The 16625-nt window shown below is 63.7% G+C and carries 13 protein-coding genes; 2 read left to right on the top strand and 11 right to left on the bottom strand.

Translation table 11 applies throughout. The features are described from left to right. Positions 1-73: 73 nt before the first annotated feature. From CAER_RS0116335 to CAER_RS0116315, 5 genes are all read right to left on the bottom strand, one after another. On the bottom strand, positions 74-1048 hold the full coding sequence (locus CAER_RS0116335) for a C45 family autoproteolytic acyltransferase/hydolase (protein WP_245597373.1): 975 nt from the start codon (positions 1046-1048) through the stop codon (positions 74-76). Positions 1049-1061: 13 nt separating this feature from the next. After that, a complete protein-coding gene (locus CAER_RS0116330; RefSeq protein WP_027236376.1) occupies positions 1062-2522 on the bottom strand; it encodes a biotin carboxylase in 1461 nt (486 codons plus the stop codon). Between the two features lie 13 nt (positions 2523-2535). After that, positions 2536-5298, bottom strand: coding sequence for an aminotransferase class I/II-fold pyridoxal phosphate-dependent enzyme (locus CAER_RS28095; protein WP_036797360.1), 2763 nt, complete (start codon positions 5296-5298; stop codon positions 2536-2538). Between the two features lie 66 nt (positions 5299-5364). Beyond that, the gene (locus CAER_RS0116320) at positions 5365-6318 is read right to left on the bottom strand and encodes a carbon-nitrogen hydrolase family protein (RefSeq protein WP_027236375.1); all 954 of its coding nucleotides are present in this window, start codon (positions 6316-6318) and stop codon (positions 5365-5367) included. Between the two features lie 131 nt (positions 6319-6449). After that, entirely contained in the window at positions 6450-7013 is a 564-nt protein-coding gene (locus CAER_RS0116315) for a TetR/AcrR family transcriptional regulator (protein WP_027236374.1), read from the bottom strand. A 206-nt stretch (positions 7014-7219) separates the two neighbouring features. On the opposite strand from CAER_RS0116315, the gene CAER_RS0116310 reads away from it, so the two are divergent. Then, the gene (locus CAER_RS0116310; RefSeq protein ID WP_027236373.1) at positions 7220-7693 is read left to right on the top strand and encodes a nuclear transport factor 2 family protein; all 474 of its coding nucleotides are present in this window, start codon (positions 7220-7222) and stop codon (positions 7691-7693) included. Positions 7694-7754: 61 nt separating this feature from the next. On the opposite strand, the gene CAER_RS0116305 is transcribed toward CAER_RS0116310, so the two are convergent. From CAER_RS0116305 to CAER_RS0116295, 3 genes are all read right to left on the bottom strand, one after another. Then, positions 7755-8738 (bottom strand): GlxA family transcriptional regulator, encoded by a 984-nt coding sequence (locus CAER_RS0116305; protein ID WP_051357794.1) that lies wholly within the window; start codon positions 8736-8738, stop codon positions 7755-7757. Positions 8739-8760: 22 nt separating this feature from the next. Further along, the gene (locus CAER_RS0116300) at positions 8761-11235 is read right to left on the bottom strand and encodes a GcvT family protein (RefSeq protein WP_036797358.1); all 2475 of its coding nucleotides are present in this window, start codon (positions 11233-11235) and stop codon (positions 8761-8763) included. A gap of 152 nt (positions 11236-11387) precedes the next feature. After that, positions 11388-12908, bottom strand: coding sequence for a trimethylamine methyltransferase family protein (locus tag CAER_RS0116295; RefSeq protein ID WP_027236370.1), 1521 nt, complete (start codon positions 12906-12908; stop codon positions 11388-11390). A gap of 94 nt (positions 12909-13002) precedes the next feature. On the opposite strand from CAER_RS0116295, the gene CAER_RS0116290 reads away from it, so the two are divergent. Then, a complete protein-coding gene (locus tag CAER_RS0116290; protein ID WP_027236369.1) occupies positions 13003-13917 on the top strand; it encodes a LysR substrate-binding domain-containing protein in 915 nt (304 codons plus the stop codon). Between the two features lies 1 nt (position 13918). On the opposite strand, the gene CAER_RS0116285 is transcribed toward CAER_RS0116290, so the two are convergent. Genes CAER_RS0116285 through CAER_RS0116275 form a run of 3 tightly spaced genes read right to left on the bottom strand, consistent with a single transcriptional unit; the run spans position 13919 to position 16574 of the window. After that, on the bottom strand, positions 13919-14779 hold the full coding sequence (locus tag CAER_RS0116285; protein ID WP_036797355.1) for a metal ABC transporter permease: 861 nt from the start codon (positions 14777-14779) through the stop codon (positions 13919-13921). After that, positions 14779-15657 (bottom strand): metal ABC transporter permease, encoded by an 879-nt coding sequence (locus tag CAER_RS0116280; RefSeq protein ID WP_027236367.1) that lies wholly within the window; start codon positions 15655-15657, stop codon positions 14779-14781. Before CAER_RS0116280 ends, CAER_RS0116285 begins: the two co-directional genes overlap by 1 nt. After that, positions 15657-16574, bottom strand: a complete 918-nt coding sequence (locus CAER_RS0116275; protein WP_027236366.1) for a manganese/iron ABC transporter ATP-binding protein — start codon at positions 16572-16574, stop codon at positions 15657-15659. The genes CAER_RS0116280 and CAER_RS0116275 overlap by 1 nt, the downstream gene beginning before the upstream one ends. Positions 16575-16625 lie beyond the last annotated feature (51 nt).

Raw genomic sequence — 16625 nt, 5'->3', positions numbered from 1 at the left:
CCCCCGGCAGGTCAGCTCAGCAGCCGTCCAGGCAGGGAATGCTGTGCCGCCTCCGGCCGGCCAGGGCCGGCGTTCAGAACCCCGGAACCTGCACGGCCAGCGTCCGCTCGTCGAATGCCATCAGCGGCATATGCCAGACGCTGCCGGGCCAGCGCAGTTCCATCTCAAGCTTGCGGGGCCGGTAAACCGCCGTGTAAAGCGTGCCGAACCCCTCGCTGAAGGCAGAGGAATACAAGGGCGGCTTCAGAAACGCGCCTATGAACTTCTCTTCCGGCTCCCTGTGCAGCGTCAGCCGCTGCAGCAGGAAACGCTCCCGTTCCACCGTCGCCGTGAACCGCGCATGGCTGTCCCACTCCACCTTCTCCTGGTGGTTGGTGGCAACTGATACATGCTTGAGCACCGCCTTGCGGTCTGGCGCCATGAAGGCGGTGAGGAATTTGCGGGAACGGTCGACCACGGTGACGTTGTAGCTCATATGCGTCGGCAAGCGGGACAGCGCCGCGCCCGCCTCCTCGGCGGTTTCGCAGGTCTGCAGCACGTAGCGCAGGATCAGCGGCACGCCGAACCCCTCGCCGACCACCCGGCGGCCGCCGAAGGTCAGCGACATCGCCAGCCCGGCATCGTTGATGCCGTCGACCAGTCCCCACAGGCTGTCGCTGGTGCCCAGCACCGTGCGGCCCAGCCACTCGGTGCGCATCACCACCCCGTCAAAGGCGTGCGGGCTGTAGTCGTAGTTGCGCACCAAAACCGGCTCCGGGCCAGGCCACAGTGCCTGGGAACAGGCCGACAAATAGGGCGGCGGGCAATAAAAGCTGAGAAACCGCGCCGCGTGATCTGCCCCGCCGGCCAGATCGCACAGCTCCTCATAGAGCGGCAGCAGCTCCGGCATATGAGTCTTCAGCGCGTTGACGCTGTCCAGATAGCCGGGACGCGCCTCCGGGCCTTCGTGGATCCACCACTGGTGGTAGTCCGGCCAGAACTCCTGGAACAGCCCGGCCCACTTTGGGCCGGGCTGGGGTTCGTCAATGGCGCGCCAGCGGATGATCATGTCCTCACGGGGGCTACATGATCTTGAAGGCAGGGTCGGCCACCACCGGGCCGGCTTCCTGCATCGGCAGCGGACGCGCCTTCACGCCGCTTTTGATCGCGTCGATCCAGCGCTTGCCGCGGTCGTTCAGCTGGAAGCCCGGCGTCATCGACCGGCCGCGGGTCACCAGGATGCCAATGTCGGCGCCCTCATACCGGTAATCTCCCGGCTGCAGGATGCGCAGGAAAAACGCCTCCTGCTCGCTCTCGACGGCGCGGCGGTGATAGTCGAAGCGGTCGAACTGCACGCTGCCGTCCTCGGCCATGCGGTAAATGCCGGTCTCCGGCACCTCTGTGGCGATATCGACGGAATCGTCGGTGTGCTTGATCACCATCTGCGACCAGCTGTCGATCATCTTGGGATCGGCCCAGCGGTTGTTCAGCTCTGCCACGTCCAGCTTGAACTTCTTCTTCGAGAACTCCAGCAGGTGGAACAGGAACAGCGGCGCATCCGCATGGGCGAAGGCCGCGTGGTTGGTCATCGACGAGGCGCCAGTGATGCGCGGGTTCAATTCCCCCAGCCAGATATCCCCGGTTTTCTTGTCGATCAGGAAATCCAGCTCGAAATAGCCGCGGTAGCCTTCCTTGCGCAGCTGCTCGCCGAATTTGAAGGTGAGCTCCCGCGCCCGCTCCCGGGTCTTGGGCGGAAACGCGGTCGAGAAGATCTCGTTGCCGCACCAGCCGCCGCGGTAGGGGGTCAGCTCCTTGAAGCCCACCAGCTCTGTCATCAGCGGCCCGACAATGGTGCCCTCCTTGGTCGCGCAGGCCTCAATCGCGGAGCCGCGGCAGTCGATACGCTTCATGATCTTGATCTCGCCCTCGCCGACGATCTCATGCTCATGGCGGCGGAAATCGGCTTCGGAATTGATAAAGAAGGTGGTGTGCCCGCTGTCGCCGAAGGCCGACTGCAGCACCACGTCATGGCCGATGCCCGCCTTGTCGCAGGTCTTCTTCAGATCCTCGTAATCCTTGACCTCCGCCAGCACGTTCGGCACCGAGGGCACGCCTGCCTTGTTGCCGATCCGGACCGTTTCGATCTTGTTGTCCATGTTCTGGCGCAGCTTGGCGCTGGGGAACCAGACCTCGCCGCCCAGATCCTTGGCCAGGCGTTCGGTCACTTCGTCGAACATCAGGAACACGAACTTGGGCTTGCCGCCGCGCCCCTTGATCCATTCGACAACCTCCTTGTGCTGCAGCAGGTAGTTGTTGATGTCCTCGATCGACTGGAATTCCGCGTGCGGCTGCTCGGAGGGGCAGAACACGTTGGGATGCTTGCCGCCGTAGCAGTCAATGTAGCATATGTATTTGAAGTTCTTACACCATTCATCCAGACCCAGCAGATTGAAATTGGTTGCCGAGACAAAGTACACAGGGTCCTCGTTGCGGTGGAAGTGCCGGCGTATTTCCGAGATATTGTTCAGTACTGCAGATGGCATACCATTTCTCCCTTCAGAATATCTTGTGCCGGGCCGCGTTCAGCTTCAGCCGCGCTTCATTGGCCTTGGCCTGCTGTTTCAGGGCCTCCTGCGTGAACACGCGCAGCCCCAGGTCGGCCCGGTAGCCGTGGATCTCGCTCACGTCCAAGGCCCGCATAAACGCCAGGATCTCCTGGCTCACCACCTGCCCCGGCACCAAGATCGGAAATCCCGGCGGATAGGGAATGATGAACGAGGCTGACACCACCTCCTGGCCGCTTTCCATCGCCGCCCTGATCGACCCGTCCAGTTCCAGATAGTCGCAGTTGTTTTCCTCGTAGCTGAGGAAAAACGCCGAACGGATATCGCCCTCGGGCGTTTCCGGGGCAGAGCGGAAGGCGTCGTGGAAGCGGCTGAAATCGGGCAGCGGCGGCAGGTCGTGCATCAGGTTCGAAACCCGCTTTTCGAACCCGCGCCGCTCCATTATCGAGGCGTCATCCAGCAATTCGTCCAGACCGGTGGCAATCTCCACCAGAACCTCGATCAGATAGGCCACCGAGGACCGCGTGGTGCCGATGTTGGTCATGAACAGCACCGTATTGCGCGAGGTCTTGTTGATCTGGATTCCGTATTTATCCATCAGGATCTCGGTCTTGAACGTGTCGCCATCCCAGCCGGTGCCGCCCACCGCCAGCGTCACCCGGGTCGGGTCCAGCACAAATTCGTCATGCACCAGGCTGTCCCAAACGTCGGTCCAGCCGCGCTGCGGATCGTAATAGCTTTCCAGGCCGCTTTGACGATGCTCGATTGGGATCATGTCCGCAGCGGTCAGGATCCGGAAATACTTGCTCAGCCGCGGATGCGTCATGATCGCCCGCCGCATGGCCATCGCCGCCTCAACCTGGCGATGCACGAATTCGAAGCCCTCCAGTTCGACCTGCCGCCGCCCGACATCAAGCGAGGCAATGATCTGGTAGTTCGGCGACGTCGAGGTGTGGGTCATATAGGCCTCGTGGAAACTCACCTCCACTTCGCCTTTGAAATCCTGATCGTTGACGTGGATCATCGACCCCTGCCGCAGCGAGGTCAGCGTCTTGTGCGTCGACTGGGTGGCATAGACCCGCACCCGCGCATCCGGCGGCGGCAGCAGCCGGGTGTTCAGCCAATCCTCCTCGCTGGCGTCCTTCAGCTGTTTCTGCTGCTCCTCCCAGGCCTTGGCATGGGCGTCGCTGCGCAGCCGCTCGCGCAGCACATTGGCGGCGTTCATCGCGGTCCGCTGCCGGTACAGCGGGCTGAACCGGGCAAAGGCGAACCAGGCCTCGTCCCACAGGAAGATCAGGTCCGGCTTGATCGCCAGGCATTCCTCCATCATCCGCTCGACGTTGTAGACGATGCCGTCAAAGGTGCAGTTGGTCAGCAAGAGCATCCGCACCCGGTTCAGCTTGCCCTGCGCCTTGAGGTGCAGCAGCATGTGCTTGATCTCGCGCAGCGGCACCGCGCCGTACATCGAGTATTCATGCAGCGGGTAGCTGTCGAGATAGACCACCTGCGCCCCCGCCAGCACCAGCCCGTAGTGGTGCGATTTGTGGCAGTCGCGGTCCACCAGCACGATATCGCCGGGCCGCACCAGCGCCTGCACCACGATCTTGTTGCAGGTGGAGGTGCCGTTGGTGGCAAAGAACGTCTGCTTCGACCCGAACGCCCGGCTGGCCTGTTCCTGCGCCTGCTTGATGGGCCCGTGCGGCTCCAGCAGGCTGTCCAGCCCGCCGGAGGTGGCGGAGGTCTCCGCCAGGAAAATGTTGGAACCGTAAAACGCCCCCATGTCCTGAATCCAATGGCTGCGCGAGACCGACTTGCCGCGGCTGATCGGCATCGCGTGGAAAACGCCCGTGGGCTGTTTGGAATACTCGACCAGCGCCGTGAAAAACGGCGTCTTATAGCGCGCCTGCACCCCCCTCAGGATATTGAGGTGCAGCTCCATAAAGTCTTCCTGGTTGTAAAAGACCCGGCGGCAGATCCCCAGATCATGGCCCGCGATCTCCTCGACCGAACGGTCGGTGACCAGATAGGCGTCCAGTTCGGGCCGGACATTCGCCACCAGCCGGCACAGCGCCGGCCCGTGGTCAAGCGAACGGACCGCCTCGATCCCCTGGGTGCCGCCGGCCCAGTCCAGGTAGCGGGTCAGCAGCGACATCTCCATTTGCGAGTCGAACTTGAGGCCCGGCCGCACCACAATGGCCTGAATATTATAGTTGAACAGGATCCCGATCAGCGCGTCCTGCAGGCTGGGCACCACCACGGTTTCATAGTGAAACGGGTCTTCCGGGCGGCGCATCTTCTTGAAGTTGCTGTGCAGCCAGCGCTCCTGGTGCTCGTTGACGTTGTCGACCACCAGCACTTCGAAATAGGGCTTGGCCAGGGCCCGCGCCTCGGGCGGCTGGATCACCTCATCCTCATGCTCGTCCGCATCGGCCGAGTCGCGGTCCAGCGGCACATGCCGCCGCCGGTAGGCGCCGGTGGACAAGGCCCGGCACACGCGCTGGACGGAAAAGGCCACATCGGCGTAATTCCCGTGCTCGAACTGGCGCCGCATCTGTTCAAACGCCTGCACGCCGGGGAAGGCCCAATAAGTCTCAATCGGAGCCAGTAAATCAAACAGCGCCCGGACATTTGTCACGAGCGCTGCTTCACGTTTCGGTTTTCGGGCACTGGCCAGGGCTTCGGTTACTTCTCTCAGCGTTGTCCATTGGTCGTGACGCAGCTGGATCGCGGAGTAATAGTCGCCCATTACTTGCATATGCACCTCCCATCCTGGTTATCAACGGGAGATCAAAGGGCTCTGGCTACTAAGAAATGAGACTGATCAACCGCCTGCTTTTCTTTCAGCGTAGTGTATCGGATGCAATTCGGCAAACCCGTTTGCGTCGTCGCCCGGCGCGCGGGCGTTCAGGCCCGCCTGCGAGCCCTGCACCGGGATCTCCAGCGGCCCAAGCGTATGCAGGTAAGCATCCGCACCGCTGGAACGGTCGTAGACGGGAAAATCCGCCTCCCGGTCGCGGAAGCTTTTCAGCACCTGGCCCAGCCCCTTCAGGCCGACCTCGCGCTGGCGGCGCACCTGATCCAGATCCAGTTCCAGCGGGAACATGTCCTCGTGCCGGCCCGACTGGTGCAGCACCGTGGCGGACGGGTCGATGATACAGGATTGCCCGACCCCGCCGGCGCCCAGCCCGTTCACGTCGACGACATAACACTGGAACTGCGCTGCGGTGGCGCGGGCAATGGACAGTTCGGCATCCCGGTCCGCGGTCCCGGTCAGCACCGGATGCAGCAGCACCTCGACCCCCTGGCTGGTCAGCTGGCGGGTGGTTTCCGGGAACCAGATGTCATAGCAGATCGACAAGCCGAACCGGCCCACCTCCGGAATGTCGAACACGCAGAATTCCGTGCCGGCTTCGACGCCCTGCTCATACGGGCGGAACGGGAACATCTTGCGGTAGACCGCGACCACCTCGCCCTGCGGATTGATGACCGAGGAGGTGTTGTGGATCTTGCCGGACTCCGCCACCTCGAACATCGAGCCGGGCACCACCCAGATCCCGTGTTTCACCGCAGCGGCGCAAAAGCGCTCAATCGCCTCGTTGTGCAGCGGCTGCGCGAATTTGGTCAGCGGGCCATAGGGCGCCAGCTCGCTGAACACGGCCATCTGTGTCCAGGGAAAGCGCGCCATCAGCACGTCGATCCGGTGAATCATTGCGTCGACATTCGAATGCAGCGCGTCCACATGCATTTGGATGCCCGCGATGGAAAATGGGGTCATTCGGCCCGTACTCCGTTGGCGTTTCTGCCCCCGAGAGTACAGGATCGCGGCGGCAGCCGCCATCCCGGCCAGCGCGCCCTGACGCGCAGGCAGGGCAAGTGTTGCGTAAGGGCCGGCAAACCGCCTGAATGCTAGGCGATTGCCTGCTCGATCAGCGCCGCGGCCGCTGTGCGGGCATCGCGCGCCGGGGCGCTGCCGTGGGTCAGGGCGGCCAGCACAATCGCGCCCTCTTTCAGCACCATCAGCTGACGCGCCAGGGTGTCCGGCTCCCGGGCGCCGGCCTCGGCCGCCAGGCGCGCGAAATGCTCCTGCAACAGCCGCTTGTGCTCTGCCGACTGCACATTGATCGGATCCTCCGGCGACTGGTACTCGGCACTGGCCTTGATGAACATGCAGCCCTGAAACCCGGGCTGCCCGAACCATTCCTCCAGCACATCGAACAGCGCCTCCAGCTGGCCGCGCGGTGTATCGGCCCGTGCCTCCAGCCGCCCGTACAGCCAACTGCGGAAATCCTCGTCCCTCAGCCGAAGCACCGCCAGGATCAGCTCCTCCTTGGAGCGGAAGTGCTTATAGATCGAGGTTTTCGACACCCCGGTCTCCGCCGCCACCAGATCCATCCCGGTGGCGTGAAACCCGTTTCCGTAAAACAGATCCAAGGCTCTTCGGATCAGCTCGTCACGTTTGTTAGGCCGCATGACACCTCCAGCGGGACAGTTTATGCACCGATCAGTTAACACTGCAGATACTATCGAGGTCAATCTAACAATCTGAAACTGATGGATATTTTCGCGGAACCCAATCCGTTCACACATCTGTGCGGCAGGAATTGCGACTCTGCCTTGAATCCATTGACCGATCTGTTCACTTTACCGAAACAACATTGACAGATCGGTAAATAAACATGACAGAAGCTCCCCGCCCCCCGCTGCCGCCCTTCACCCGCGACACTGCCATTGCCAAGGTCCGCGCCGCCGAAGATGGCTGGAACAGCCGCAATCCCGAGGCCGTCGCCCAAGCCTACACTTTGGACACCAAATGGCGTAACCGCACCGATTTCCCTCAGGGCCGCGATGCCGTGCAGGCATTTCTGGCCGGCAAATGGAACCGTGAACTGGAATACCGGCTGATCAAGGAGCTCTGGGCCTTTGACGGCAACCGCATCGCCGTGCGCTACGCCTACGAGTGGCACGTTGCATCCGGGCAGTGGTACCGCTCCTACGGCAACGAGAACTGGGAGTTTGCCGAAGACGGCCGCATGGCGCACCGCTTCGCCTCGATCAACGATCTGGAGATCACTGAGGACGAGCGCCTGTTCCACTGGCCGCAGGGCCCGCGCCCGGCAGACCACCCGGGCCTCAGCGACCTCGGACTCTGACACCCCTGCGTGTCCTCGCCGCCGGGCTGGCCCACAGCCCGGCACGCTCGCAAGGGTCCGCCTAAAACGGCCGCTCCTGATGCGGCGGCTTACCGGTATAGCGGCGGTAAACCTTGGCAAAATGGGTCTGGCTGTTGAACCCCGACGCCAGCGCAATATCGATGATCCGCATATTGGTCTGCAACAGCAGGCTGCGCGCATAGTCCAGCCGCAGCTTTGTGTAATAGACCTTCGGCGTGGTCTGCAGGTACTTGGAGAACAGCCGCTCCAGCTGCCGCACCGACAGCCCGACCAGATCGGCAATGCCGCCCGGCGTCAGCGGCTCCTCCAGGTTGCTGCGCATCAGGCTGAGCGCAGTGGCCAGTTTCTCGTGCCGCACGCCCGTCCGGCCGTATTCGGAAACCGTCTGATCCTGACTCCCCTTGCGGGCAGAGGAACAGACCATCAGATCCGCCGCCCCGGTTGCCACGGCGGCGCCGTGATGCTCCGAGATCAGGTTCAGCATCATATCGACCGTGGCTGTGCCGCCGGCGCAGGTGATCAGCTTGGCTTCCATGGTGAACAGCGAGTTCCTGACCTCCACATCCGGATGCGCCTCCGCCAGGATCGCCCGCAGCGCCCAATGGGCGGAAACTTCGCGCCCTGCCAGCAGGCCGGAGCGTGCCAGCGCCAGCACGCCGCCGCCCAGCGCGCCCAGTGCCGCACCCATGCGCTGCGCCTTCCTCAGCCAGCCCAGCACCTTCAGCGAGATGCCCGGCTCCTGCCCCTGGCCGCCGCAGACAAAGATCATGTCGCCGCGTGCCAGCTCCGGCAGGCCGCCGTCCACCGCCACGCGCAACCCGTTGGGGGCGGTGACGGCCAGGCCGTCCTCGCTGACCACGCGCCACGCATAGCGCGCAGTCCCGTCATGTGCGTTCGCCGCCTCCAGCGCCGCCACCGCGCTCGACAGGTCCAGCGGCGAGAAGGTCGGCAGCAGCAGGAAGATGCAGCGGCAGGCCGGTTCGGCCTGCACCGCCTCGGGGAGTGTCCGCATGGGTTTGGTCATGGCTGCCGCTCCCCTGCCCGGCTCAGGCGCGCATGTTGGCGCCGTTGGCGTCATAGATCGGCGCGCCCAGCACCTCGGCGTCATACATCTCGCCCAGGATCTCCACCTGCAGCCTGGTGCCCGCCGCCGCGTGCTCTGCCGAGACATAGCCCATCGCCATCGACGTCTTTGCGTGATGCGCATAGCCGCCCGAGGAGATGTAGCCAACCGCCTCGCCATCCTTCAGGATCGCCTCGTCGTTCGACACATCAATGCCGTCCACGTCGATGGTCATGGTGACCAGCTTGCGGCTCGGACCGGCCTCGCGGGCCTTCAGCGCAGCCTCCTTGCCCACGAAATCCTTCTTCCAGTTGATGAAGACATCCATGCCGCTTTCCACCGCGTCGAAATCGGGGCGGAAGTCCAGGGTCCAGACGCCCCAGGCCTTCTCCAGACGCATCGACATCAGCGCTCGCGCCCCGTACCAGCGGTATCCCAGGTCCGCACCCGCTTCCTCGATCGCCTCCGCCAGGCGCAGCAGGTACTGCGGTTTGCAGTAGATCTCATAGCCCAGCTCGCCGGAGAAGCTGATCCGGTTCAGGATCACCGGCACGCCGCCCACAAAGGTCTGGCGCAGATCGCGGAACTTGAACGCCTCACCCGACACATCCTCGCGGGTGATCCGCTGCAGCAACTGCCGCGATTTCGGACCCGACAGCGCAATGCCGTGCCAGTCGTCGGAGACATTCTGATAGGTCACATCCTCCGGCAGATCCTTCTCAAACCAGCGGCGGTGCGCCTCCTGCATCGCGCCGGAGCCGAACAGCATGAAATGCTCCTCGCCCAGGCAGGCCACGGTCAGATCCCCGTAAAGCTTGCCCTTCGGCGTCAGCATCGGCGTCAGCGTCAGGCGGCCCGGTTTCGGAACGTAGCCCGCCAGCACCCGGTCCAGATAGGCCCGCGCGCCCGCGCCCTTGAACTCATGTTTGGCAAAGTTGGCAACCTCGATGCCGCCCACGGCCTCGCGCACCGCCTTGACCTCGCGCGCCACATAATCGTGGCTGCGGTTGCGCTCGAATGTCGGCTCCTCATGCGCATCCTCGGGGCCATCCGCAAACCACAGCGCGTTCTCCAGGCCAAAGCCCTGACCCATCCGCGCGCCCTTGGCGACCAAGCGGTCATAGAGGGCGGTGGTCTTCTGCATCCGCCCCTTCGGCAGCGTCTCGTTCGGGAAGGTCATCACAAACCGGCGCTCGTAGTTCTCGGTCGACTTCACCGTGCCCCAGTCGGGGGTCGCAAACTCGCCGAACCGCGCCACATCCATCGCCCAGACGTCGATGGACGGCTCGCCGTCGATCATCCACTCCGCCATGGTCAGGCCCACACCGCCGCCCTGGCAGAAGCCCGCCATGACACCGACGGCGCACCAGTAATTCTTCATGCCCGGCACCGGCCCGATCATCGGGTTGCCGTCGGGGCCGAATGTGAACGGCCCGTTGATCATGTCTTTGATGCCCGCCTCGCCGATGGCGGGGATGCGTTCAAACGACATCTCCAGACGGTCGGCAATCCGGTCCAGATCCGGCTGCAGCAGCTCATGCCCGAAGTCCCACGGCGTGCCGCCCACTTTCCAAGGCGTCCCCTTCGGCTCATAGGTTCCCAGCAGCATCCCCTGCCGCTCCTGCCGGAAATAGATGTTCGCCTCATAGTCGATCCCGGCCGGCAAGCGGGTCGGGTGGTTGGCCACCGCGTCGATTTTGTCGGTGATCAGGTAATGGTGCTCCATCGGCTGCACCGGCAGGTTGATGCCCTGCATGTGGCCGACTTCCCGCGCCCACAGACCGCCGCAGTTCACGATATGCTCTGCATTGATCACCCCGCGCGGGGTGGTCACGTCCCAGCTGCCATCGGCGCGCTGAGTGGTGCCGGTCACCGGCGTATGGGTGAAATACTGCGCGCCATGCACCTTAGCGGATTTGGCAAAGGCATAGGTCGCGCCCGACGGGTCCAGATCGCCGTCCTGATCATCCCACAGCGCCGCGTGGTAATGCTTCGGGTCGATCAGCGGGTGCCGCTCGGCCACTTCCTTGGGGCTGATGAATTCCTGGTTCAGACCCATGTAACGCGCCTTGGAGCGTTCCCGCTTCAGGTAGTCGTACCAGGTCTTGTTCGACGCCAGATAAAACCCGCCGGTGATGTGAAGGCCCACCGAATGGCCCGAGGTCTCCTCGATCTCCTTATAGAGGTCGATCGTGTAGGACTGCAGCCGCGAGATGTTCGGGTCCGAGCTGATGGTATGGATCTGCCCCGCCGCGTGCCAGGAGGAGCCGGAGGTCAGCTCGTCACGTTCCAGCAGCACCACATCCTTCCAGCCGAACTTGGCCAGGTGGAACAGGATCGAGCAGCCAACCACACCGCCGCCGATGATCACCGCCTTGGCGTGGCTCGGCAGCTTCTTGTCGCCGGTGCTCTCCTCCTTGTGGATGTTGAGCGTCGATTGGGCAAAATTGTCTGACATGGGTTTGTCCTCAGGTCTGGGGCAAAGCGCGGGAATTACGGCAAACGGCACCCAGGGGGTGCACAGGGGGTGTACGGGGGGTGCACAGGGGGTGCCGGGGCAATCCGGCACATCCTGCATAAGCTGGAGAAATGGGTGAAGAGTTTCTTACCTCAGTACCACGCATCCGGGATCTCCTCCTTGCGGCGGGCAACATAGGCGGCCAGTTCCTCTTTCACCGCCTCATCCATCGGCGGCGCCACATACTCGTTCAGCATCTGGTTCCAGCGCTCATAGGCGCGCTGGCGCATGTCCTTGGAGCCGCCTTCCTCCCAGCTCTCAACGTTTTCGCTGTCGCTCAGCTTCGGCTCATAAAACGCGGTCTGATAGTTGCGCATGGTGTGGCCCGAGCCCAGGAAGTGCCCGCCCGGCTCCACCTCGGCGTAAGCGTCGCGGGCAAAGGCCTCGTCGCTGGTATCCAGCCCCTGACTTAGCACCTTCTGATACGACCCCAGCCGGTCCGCATCCATGATCAGCTTCTCGAACCCGGTGCACAGGCCGCCCTCCAGCCAGCCCGCCGAATGAAGCACATAGTTGGCACCGGCCAGCATGGTGGAATGCATCGAGTCGGCGCTTTCATAGGCCGCCTGCGCATCTTCGATCTTGGACGCGGTCAGCGACCCGCCGCAGCGCAAGGGCAGCCCGGCCCGGCGCGCCAGCTGGCCGATGGCATAGTTCGAAACCACCGGCTCCGGCATCCCGAATGTCGGCGCGCCGGATTTCAGCGACATCGACGACAGGAAGTTGCCCAGCACAAACGGCGCGCCGGGGCGCACCAGCTGGGTGAAGGCGCAGACCATCATCGCCTCCGCCATCGCCTGCGCAACCGACGCCGCGGTGGAAACCGGCCCCATTGCACCGGTCAGGATGAAGGGCACAACAATCATCCCCTGGCCGCGGGCGGAATAGGTGCGCACCGCTTCCGTCACCACCTTGTCCACCAGCAGCGGCGAATTGGTGTTCACATTGCCCATGATCACGCAGTTCTCGTCCATGACGTCGCTGCCAAAGACGATCTCCGCCATGTCGACACTGTCCTGCGCGCGGGACATCTCGGTGATGGCGCCCAGATGCGGTTTGTCGCTCAGCGTCATATGGGCAAACAGCATGTCGAAATGGCGCTTGCTCACCGGCACGTCGCAGGGCTCGCAGATCACAAACCCGCCGTGATGCAGGTTCGGATGCATATAGGTAAGCTTCACCAGCTTCTCGAACGCCGCCATATCGCCATAGCGCCGCCCGTCCTCCAGATCCCGCACAAACGGCGCGCCATAGATCGGGGCAAACACCTGGTTGTTGCCGCCAATGGTGACCGACCGCGCTGGATTGCGGGCCAGCTGGGTGAACGCCCGCGGCGCCTTGGCGCACAGAGCGCGGATCCACTGCGCATCGGCCCGGACCGTATCGCCGTCAATCCGCGCACCGGCCTCTTTCCAGATCCTGAGCGCCTCCGGGTCGTCGCGGAAGGCGATGCCCACATCTTCGAAAATCCAGTCCACCTGCGCCTCCAGCCGGGCCAGTTTATCCTCGTCCAGCACGTCGAAAAACGGCAGCGTGCGCTGGATAAAGGGCGAGGCAGGGGCACCCGCCGGGGCGGTGTTTCTGTCGCGGGATGCGCGGGCGCGTCGGGCCATGGGGGTCTCCAGTCTTCAAAATCTGCGCCACGATAAAAGCAGCGTGCTGCGTTGTGACGGTTGAAAATTCTGATGGTTTGGATAACACACAGTTATGCAAGATCTGTGGAAGCTCCTCACCAGCCCCCGCCATCTGATTGTCTTCGAGGCCGCCGCACGGCACGGCTCGTTCACCCGCGCGTCAGAGGAGCTGAACGTGCAGCAGCCCGCCGTCAGTGCGGCGATCAAGCAGATGGAAGCGTCTTTGGGCGTTATTTTGTTCCGCCGCGGCCACCGCAAGGTGGAGCTGACGGGGGCGGGTATGCGGCTTTACACCGATGTCTCCAAAGCGCTGGCGGACATCCTCTCCTCCGCCAAGGCGGTGCGGCAGTTCGGGCGCAATGACCATGTCACGCTCAACTGCTCCTCCGCCTTTGCATACTACTGGGTGATGCCACGGCTGGCCCAGCTGCATGAGGCGCACCCCGATATCGACCTGCGGCTGCAAAGCTCAGACCGGGAGCCGGACATCAATACCGAAGGCATTTCGCTGGCAGTGCGCCGCGGCGATGGCAATTGGCCGGACTGCCATTCAGCCCTGATTGCGCCGGAGGTGATCTTTCCGGTGGCCAGCCCGCGGGTGATGGCCTCGGCGGTCAATCTGGCAACCGTGCCGAACCTGCTGCATGAACGGCTGATCCACCTGGAGGAACCGATCCGCGAACGGCCCAGCTGGCAGCAGTGGTTCGCGCATTTCGGGGTCACCGGCCGCCTGCCCGCCGCGGGCCTGCGCCTCAACGACTATGCGCTGGTGCTGCAGGCCGCGATCGCGGGCGAAGGCTTTGCCTTCGGCTGGCAGCACGTGACCGAGCCGCTGATCAAACAGGGCCTGCTGGCCGCGCGCAAGGAATGGTCCTGGACCACTGGATCGGGGTTCTATCTGGTGTGGTCCAAGACCCAGGACCTGGTTCCCAACGCCGAACTGGTGCGGCAGTGGCTGCTGGACATGGCCCGGCCCGGACCCGCATGACTCACGCGGTTCCGGCGGTCTCCTTGGCGCGTTGCATCGAGGTCTTGCGGGTCAGATACAGCCGCCGCACAAAGGCCAGCACAAACAGCGCCGTCAGGATCAGCACGATGGTCGGCGCCGGCGCGCTGTCGAGGAAGAAGCTGGCATAGGTGCCCGCCAGCATCGAGAACATGCAGACCAGAACCGCGACCCGCAGCATGGTGCTGAACTTGCGCACAACCAGGAACGCGATGGCACCGGGGGCGATCAGCAGGCCGATCGCCAGGATCAGCCCGGCCGCCTTAAGCGTGGCCACAATAGTCAGCGACAGCGCCGCCAGCAGGCCGTAGTGCAGCACCGTGACCGGCAGGCCGCAGGCCTGCGCCTGCGCCGGGTCAAAGCTGTGCAGCAGCAGATCCTTCCACTTCAGCACCAGCGCCCCGCCGACCACCAGCGAGATGATACCAGCGGTCCACAGCTCATCCGGCTCCACCCCCAGCATGTTGCCGAACAGGATGTGATCGAGGTGGGCGTTGGTCTCCAGCCCCACATACATCACGATGCCCAGGCCGAACATGCCGGAGAAGACCACCCCCATCACGGTATCCTGCTTGACCCGGCTGTTGCCGGCCAAGAAGCCCGTTGCCACCGCACACAGCATACCGGCGGCAAAGGCGCCGATGATCAGCGGGAAGCCCAGCACATAGGCCAGCACGATCCCCGGCAGCACCGCGTGGCTGACCGCATCGCCCATCAGGGCCCAGCCCTTCATCACCAGAAAGCAGGACAAGAGCGCCGTCGGCACCGAGACAATCAGCGAGATCAGAAAAGCGTTCTGCATGAACGCGAACTGGAACGGCATCAGCAGCGTATCGAGATCCATCACACGGCCTCCTGTTGTGCGGCGGGGCCGCGCTTCAGCGCCTCGCGCGCCTTGCGCTTGGCCGCCAGCAGCCCGTGCTTCGGGGCGAAGACAAACACCACCAGAAAGATCAGCGTCTGCAGCGTCACGATGATGCCGCCGGTGGCGCCGTCCAGGAAATAGCTGGCATAGGCCCCAAAGAAGCTGGTGGCCGCGCCGATCAGCACCGACACCATGATCAGCCGCGGGAAGCGGTCGCACAGCAGATACGCCGTCGCGCCGGGCGTCACTACCATGGCGATCACCAGAAACGCGCCGACGGTCTGCATCGCCGCCACAACCGAGGCCGACAGCAGCACAAAGAACACCGCCTTCAGCAGCCCGGGACGCAGCCCGATGGTGCGGGCGTGGTTTTCGTCAAAGAAGGTGACCATCAGGTCCTTCCACTTGGCCAGCAGCACCGCCAGCGACACAAAGCCGATGATCGCCAGCTGCAGCGTGTCCTCCGGCGTGATCGCCAGGATATTGCCCATGGTGATGGTCTGGACCGACACCGACATCGGGCTGATCGACACGATGAACAACCCAAGCCCGAAGAAGGAGGTGAAGATCAATCCGATGATCACGTCCACCTTCAATCCTGAGCGCTCCGACAGGAACAGCATCGCCCCCGCCGCCAGACCGCCGGCAATAAAGGCGCCCAGCGCAAAAGGCAGGCCCAGCATGTAGGCCCCCGCAACCCCCGGCACCACCGAGTGCGAAAGCGCATCGCCGATCAGCGACCAGCCTTTGAGCATCAGATAGGCCGACAGGAAAGCGCAGACGCCGCCCACCAGCGCCGAAACCCACATCGCATTGGTCATATAGCCGTAGGTGAACGGCTCCAGCAGGTATTCCATCACGGCTTGCTCCCGTCCTCGCCGCGCTTTTCGCTGGTCTGGGTCTTTTCGCCGTATTGGACAAAGGGGCGCTCATCGTCGGTCAGAATGGTGACCTCGCGGGTGTCGCCGTCGTCATGCAGCGCCTGGCCGCCCAGGGTGAAGTGGCGCAGAACGCCGCCAAAGGCGTGTTCAAGGTTTTCGCGGGTAAAGGTGGTCTCTGTCGGCCCGTACCCAAGCACGGTTCCCTTGACCAGCACGGTGCGGTCGCAGAACTCCGGAACGCTGCCCAGGTTGTGAGTGGAGACCAGCATCACCCGGCCTTCGTCGCGCAGCTCGCGCAACAGGGCAATGATCTGTTCTTCGGTCTTCACGTCGACGCCGGTGAAGGGCTCGTCCAGCAGGATCACTTGCCCGTCCTGCGCCAGCGCGCGGGCCAGGAACACCCGCTTGCGCTGGCCGCCGGACAGCTCGCCGATCTGGCGGTGGCGGAAATCCTGCATGTTCACGCGGCTCAGTGCCTGATCGACCGCCTCGTGGTCGGCCGCCTTGGGACGGCGCAGAAATCCCATGTGGCCGTAGCGGCCCATCATCACCACGTCCTCGACCAGCACCGGGAAGGCCCAATCGACCTCCTCCGACTGCGGCACATAGGCCACCAGGTTCTTGCGCAGCGCCTCCTTGACGGTCATGCCGAGAATGCGGATTTCACCCTGCGCGGCCGGGACGAACCCCATGATCGCCTTGAACAGGGTCGACTTGCCCGCACCGTTCACGCCGACCAGCGCCGTGACGGTGCCGCGGGGAATGCCAAAGCTGGCATTCCACAGCGCGGTATGGCCGTTGCGGTAGGTCACCGTGACGTTCTTGGCGGCAATCCCGCCGTCCGCGGGCGCGGCGCTGGTATCCATGATGTGGGTCTCGCTGGCATCAAGCATTGGGCTGTCCTGCAGAGTTACACACAGAAATTGTGCTTTGTGAAATGAAAC

It is taken from the genome of Leisingera caerulea DSM 24564, from assembly GCF_000473325.1.
GTDB classification, from domain to species: Bacteria; Pseudomonadota; Alphaproteobacteria; order Rhodobacterales; family Rhodobacteraceae; genus Leisingera; species Leisingera caerulea.
The sequence above is the reverse complement of the archived record's forward strand: the minus strand, read 5'-3'. Positions and strand labels throughout refer to the sequence as shown.

Bases quoted from the DNA above. Each gene is read 5' to 3' on its own strand.
- CAER_RS0116275 (WP_027236366.1), bottom strand. From the start codon at position 16,574: ATGCTTGATGCCAGCGAGACCCACATCATGGATACCAGCGCCGCGCCC.
- CAER_RS0116305 (WP_051357794.1), bottom strand. From the start codon at position 8,738: ATGACCAAACCCATGCGGACACTCCCCGAGGCGGTGCAGGCCGAACCG.
- CAER_RS0116315 (WP_027236374.1), bottom strand. From the start codon at position 7,013: ATGCGGCCTAACAAACGTGACGAGCTGATCCGAAGAGCCTTGGATCTG.
- CAER_RS0116285 (WP_036797355.1), bottom strand. From the start codon at position 14,779: ATGGATCTCGATACGCTGCTGATGCCGTTCCAGTTCGCGTTCATGCAG.
- CAER_RS0116320 (WP_027236375.1), bottom strand. From the start codon at position 6,318: ATGACCCCATTTTCCATCGCGGGCATCCAAATGCATGTGGACGCGCTG.
- CAER_RS0116310 (WP_027236373.1), top strand. From the start codon at position 7,220: ATGACAGAAGCTCCCCGCCCCCCGCTGCCGCCCTTCACCCGCGACACT.
- CAER_RS0116330 (WP_027236376.1), bottom strand. From the start codon at position 2,522: ATGCCATCTGCAGTACTGAACAATATCTCGGAAATACGCCGGCACTTC.
- CAER_RS0116295 (WP_027236370.1), bottom strand. From the start codon at position 12,908: ATGGCCCGACGCGCCCGCGCATCCCGCGACAGAAACACCGCCCCGGCG.
- CAER_RS0116290 (WP_027236369.1), top strand. From the start codon at position 13,003: ATGCAAGATCTGTGGAAGCTCCTCACCAGCCCCCGCCATCTGATTGTC.
- CAER_RS0116280 (WP_027236367.1), bottom strand. From the start codon at position 15,657: ATGGAATACCTGCTGGAGCCGTTCACCTACGGCTATATGACCAATGCG.
- CAER_RS0116335 (WP_245597373.1), bottom strand. From the start codon at position 1,048: ATGATCATCCGCTGGCGCGCCATTGACGAACCCCAGCCCGGCCCAAAG.
- CAER_RS28095 (WP_036797360.1), bottom strand. From the start codon at position 5,298: ATGCAAGTAATGGGCGACTATTACTCCGCGATCCAGCTGCGTCACGAC.
- CAER_RS0116300 (WP_036797358.1), bottom strand. From the start codon at position 11,235: ATGTCAGACAATTTTGCCCAATCGACGCTCAACATCCACAAGGAGGAG.